Source organism: Streptomyces hainanensis (assembly GCF_004348415.1).
Taxonomy (GTDB): Bacteria; Actinomycetota; Actinomycetes; order Streptomycetales; family Streptomycetaceae; genus Streptomyces; species Streptomyces hainanensis.
In genome coordinates this window covers 1-5004 of record NZ_SMKI01000517.1, presented here as the reverse complement: position 1 = coordinate 5004, position 5004 = coordinate 1, and the positions used below count along the sequence as shown (strand labels likewise).

The following is a 5004-nucleotide window of genomic DNA, read 5'->3' as shown; positions in this document are numbered from 1 at the left end:
AGATGTGTATCAGAGACAGGGTCGGGGCGGTGCTCGTCTTCGGTTCTTCGGCCGCGGTGCTGGTCGTCGAGTTGGTCGCGCTGCGGCTGCTGGCGCCGTACGTCGGGCTCACCATGGAGATGAACACCATGGTGATCGGCATCGCGCTGACGGCGATCGCGTTCGGCTCGTGGGCCGGCGGGCGCGCGGCCGACGTCGTGGCGCCGCGCCGGGCGCTCGGGCCGCTGCTCGTGTTGTCGGGGGTGGCCGTGGCGGTGACGCCGGCCCTCGTGCGGTTCGTCGGCACGGCGGAGGGCGACCTGGCGCTGCTGGTCGGCGGCGCCTGCCTGTTCCTGCCGGCCGCGCTGCTCACGGCGGTGACGCCCATGGTCACCAAGCTGCTGCTGGTCGATCTGTCGACCACCGGCACCGTGGTCGGGCGACTCTCCGGGATCGGCACCGCGGGTGGCATCGCCGGCACCGTGCTGACCGGATTCGTGCTGATCTCGGTGGTACCGGTCAGCGGCATCCTGATCGGCCTCGGCGTGCTCCTGGTGGTGACCGGGGTGCTGGTGGACGCCGCGACGCGGGGCTGGCGGCTGGGCCGGCAGGCGCTGGTGGCGGGCGTGGTCGTCGGCGGCGGCGTGACGGCGAGCGCGACGGTGCCGAGTGGCTGCGACGCGGAGACCCGCTACCACTGCGCCACGGTGCGGGAGGATCCGGAGCGGGAGAGCGGCCGGACGCTGGTGCTGGACGGGCTGCGGCACTCGTACGTCGACCTGGACGACCCCGAGCACCTGGACTTCGCCTATGTGCGGGCGATCGCCTCGGTGATCGACACCGCGTACCCGGCGGGTGAGGCGCTGGACGCCTACCACCTGGGCGGCGGCGGCCTCTCCGTCCCGACCTACCTGGACGCCGTGCGGGCCGGATCCACGAGCGTGGTGTCGGAGATCGATCCCGGGGTGGTCGAGGTCGACCGCGAACTGCTGGGCGCCGACCTCGACGAGAACCTGCGGGTCAGGATCGAGGACGGCCGCCTCGGCCTGCGGCGGATCGACACGGACTCCCGTGACCTGGTGGTCGGCGACGCGTTCGGCGGCGTCAGCGTGCCGTGGCACCTGACCACCCGGGAGGCCGTCGCGGACATCGACCGGGTGCTGCGCCCCGACGGCACCTACGTCGTCAACATGATCGACCACGGCGAACTCGCCTTCGTCCGCGCCGCCGTCGCCACGATGCTCGAGGAGTTCGAGCACGTGGCGGTGGCGGCGGAGCCCGGGGCGTTCACCGGCGCCGGCGGCGGCAACCTCGTCGCGGCGGCCTCGGACCGGCCGCTCGACACGACCGCGTGGGGCGAGCGCATGACCGAGCGCGACACCGGCTGGGAGGTCCTCACCGGTGACCGGGTGGCGGAGTGGATCGGCGACGCGCGGGTGCTGACCGACGACTTCGCGCCGGTCGACCAACTGCTGACGCCCTACGCCGGGCGGCGTTAGCGAAGGCCGGCGGCCTCGGCCGCGGCCTCACGCACGGCGTCGAGTTCGGCGTACATCACCGCGCCCGGGCACTCGGTCTCCATCCAGTCCTGGTGCCCGCTGACCACGCTGACGTCGCGCTCGGCGCCGCTGACCGGGTTGACGAACCGGGTCTCGCCCCTCGGGTCGAGACCGTGGAAGCGGCTCAGCACCGCGATGAGCGTGACCAGGGACTCGCGGGCCGCGTCGGTCGGCGGCTGCTCGACCAGGTTGCCGAGCAGCGCGATGCCGACGTTGCCCGAGTTCATGCCGCCGACGTGGGTGGCGGTGATCACGTCGCCCTCGGCGTCGTGCGCCGGGATGCCGTCGTCGCCGGTGTAGTGGCCCTCGTAGATGTGGCCCTCCCGGTCGATCAGGAAGTGGTAGCCGATGTCCGTCCAGCCGTTGGTCTGGATGTGGAACGTGTAGATGGCGCGGATCTCGGCGGCGGCGTCCGTGTAGTCGTTGGTCGTCGCGGTGTGGTGGACGGTGACGACCTGCGCCGGGTAGTACGTCAACTCCCCGATCGGCTCGCCGTTCTCGTCGAAGCGCAGCGACTCGTCCGCGCCCCACTCCGCCCGGGACAGGTACCGGGTGCCGCGCATCCGCTGCGGCGACCCGGGCACCGACCGCGCCCGCTGGGCGCCGTGCTCGGTGTCGACGGCGAGGCCCGCGACGTCCCGGGCGTCGTCCGGGAGGCGCAGCTCGAAGCGGGAGGCGCCGCGCGCGGCGACGAGGGTGGCGCCCTCGTTGGCGCTGCCGCAGTCGGCCGTGCGGTCCAGGTTCTGCCAGCCCTCGTCGGCGTCGGTGAAGCGGATGGCGGCGTCGCCGCCGGCCGGCAACCGGAGGCCGACGTAGGTGAGGGGGAAGTCGACGGCGGCCTCCGTGACGCCCGAGGTGTCCTCGGTGCGGGTGGTGGCGAACCGCTCGGTCGGTCCCGAGTCGTCGGCGCCGGCGGCCGGCGCGGCCTCCGGCGCGCCGTCGTCCGAGCCGCCGGTGACCGCGAAGACGGCCGGGGTGAGCACGCCGGCGGCGGCGACGCCGCTCGCCGCGCCGATCACGGCGCGCCGCGGCAGCCGGGACGTCCGGCGGTGCGTGGGGCTTATGGGTTCTGTGGTGTCTGTGTGGGGAGTTGGCACGTTCGGGATGCTAGGGGGCGTGCGCCCGCCGGCGAGGCCGGCGGGCGCGCCGCGCGAAACAGCTCCACCGACTCTCCACGGGCCGGTCGCGTCCTTCATCCGCGCTTCGTGTCCGGGCGCCCGTTCGGACCGGGTGGGGTGGCGGTCGGTGGCCGGGCGCTCACCCGTCGCGCTGGATCCGCCACCGGTTGTCGGCGGTGCCGTCGTCGGGGGCCTGGACCGCGAAGGCGCCCACGGCGGTGGAGTTGTTCTGGATCCCGAGCAGTTTCCCGCTGTGCTCGTTGCGGATCCTGTACGTGCCGTCGCCCTGGTCGAGGAGCGTCCACCGGTGGTCGGGGGTGCCGTTGTCGGCCCACTGGAGGACGCTGGCGTTGTCGGCGGTGGACATGTCCTGGACGCCGAGCACCTTGCCGCTGTGGGCGTTGCGGAGCCGGACGGCGGTGCCGTCGGGGATGGGCTCCCAGTCGTGGTCGGCGGTGCCCGAGTCGTTCCACTGGAGGGCGCGGCCGCCGTCGGCGGTGGACATGTCCTGGATGCCGAGCACGAGGCCGCTGGCCGCGTTGACGAGGCGGACGGTGCCGGCGCTCGCGCCGCCCGTGTTCCAGTAGACGGTGTAGTTGTGGCCGTGCGCGTCGTGGAACGGGCCGAGGTTGACGGTGGCGCCGTTGGCCCTGGCGGTGAAGGCGAGCGATCCGGTGCCGGTCCTGGTGATCGAGGTGGTGTCGAGCGTCGGGAGCGAACCCGGCGTGGTGTTGCCGTAGTTGCCCGACAGCACCACGGGCCCGTAGGTGACGGCGGCGACGGCGGGGTTGTCGTTGGCCGGGCGCAGCACCACCCGCATGGGCAGGCGCACGGTGACCGTGTCGCCTGAGGTCCAGGCGCGGGTCAGGGTGGCGTAGCCGCCCGGCGTGGTCGCGATGTTCTGCGCGGTGCCGTTCACGCTGACGGTGGCGCCGCTGGTCCAGCCCGGGATGCGGACGCGCAGCGACCAGGTGCCGCTCACGGTGCCGGTGAACCGCAGGGTGGTGGTGTCGCCCACCGGGTACGAGGTGGTCTGGGTGACCGTGATGCCGCGCTCCGTCCAGTCGAGCACGGACGGCGCGAACAGGTTGACGATCAACGTGGTGTCGCGGTGGAAGTAGACGGAGTCCATCAGCCGGGTGTGCATCTCCAGGCCGGTGCCCTGGCAGCACCAGAAGCTGTCGTAGTCGGTGCTCCAGGTGCCGCCGCCCCAGGCGGGGCCCACGCCGCGCCGGCCGCCCGGGGTGAGCGGGGTGAAGTAGGTGACGTGGCCGTGGGCGTCGGCCGGGTTCTGCTGGCCGATCATCTGGTTGAGCCAGGCCCGCTCGTAGTAGTCGAAGAGCGCCGCCCGTTCGGGGTCGAGGGTGAACAGCTCGCGGGTGAGGGTGAGCATGTTGAAGGTGTTGCAGCTCTCGCAGGTGTCCTGGTTGAGGTAGCCGGCGATGGCGTTCGGCGGGCGGAAGTGTTCGGCCTGGCTGTTGCCGCCGATGGCGTAGGTGTGGGCGTCGACGCAGATGTTCCAGGCGTTGGTGGCGATGTCCCGGTAGCGGGTGGTGCCGGTGGCCTGATACTCGCGGGCGGCGCCGATCCACTTGGGCACCTGGGTGTTGGCGTGCAGCCCGTTGAGCCGGTCCTGGCCGGCCGCCAGCGGGTCGAACACGGTGGCGTGGTCGAACCGTTGGGCGACGGTGAGCCACCGCGGGTCGGCGGTCTGGAGGTGGAGGTCGGTCAACACGGCGTTCATGCCGCCGAACTCGGTGCCCAGCATGGTCTGCATCTGCTGGGTGCTGAGCCGGCCGGTGCGCCAGTCGACCCAGCCGGCGAGCCGCAGCAGCACGTCGCGGGCGGCGGTGCTGCCCAGGTGTCGCCACACGTCGAGCAGGCCGACGAGCGTCTTGTGGACGGCGTAGTAGGGCACGTTGCCGTTGGTGAGGGTGCGGTTCTCCAGGGCGGTGAACTCGGACTCCGGGAAGCCGGAGAGATAGCCGGTGGTGAATCCGGCGGCGGCGTTGTTGGCCTGGCACCTGGCGAGCTCCGCGACCATGCGCTCGGCCTTGTCCCGGCAGGTGGTGTCCCCCGTGACGGCGTAGGCCTGGGCCCAGGCGGTGAGGAAGTGCCCCTGCACATGGGTGCGGAACGGGAACGTCGGGGCGTCCCAACCGCCGCCCGGCGCGGCGCCGTTGGTGGACAGCCGGTGGTTGGCCCGGAAGTTGTACAGCAGCCGCTCCACGTCCACGAACCGCAGGTAGGCGCGGGTGCGGTTCTCGTTGTCCAGCCACCGGCTCGCGGTCAGCCGGACCTGGCCGAACCCGAAGGGGCGGGCGACCACCCCGAAGTCGGCCGGGGCG

Annotated in this window: 3 protein-coding genes; 1 reads left to right on the top strand and 2 read right to left on the bottom strand. The window is 72.7% G+C overall.

Translation table 11 applies throughout. The features are described from left to right. The first annotated feature begins 2 nt into the window (after positions 1-2). A complete protein-coding gene (locus E1283_RS31515; RefSeq protein WP_132821587.1) occupies positions 3-1478 on the top strand; it encodes a fused MFS/spermidine synthase in 1476 nt (491 codons plus the stop codon). On the opposite strand, the gene E1283_RS31510 is transcribed toward E1283_RS31515, so the two are convergent. Continuing rightward, positions 1475-2635: an N-acetylmuramoyl-L-alanine amidase gene (locus E1283_RS31510; protein ID WP_243745237.1), complete on the bottom strand. Its 1161-nt coding sequence runs from the start codon at positions 2633-2635 to the stop codon at positions 1475-1477. The genes E1283_RS31515 and E1283_RS31510 overlap by 4 nt on opposite strands. Positions 2636-2795: 160 nt before the next feature. Continuing rightward, on the bottom strand, positions 2796-5004 hold a 2209-nt coding region (locus E1283_RS31505; protein ID WP_341829968.1), incomplete at its 5' end, for a beta-L-arabinofuranosidase domain-containing protein.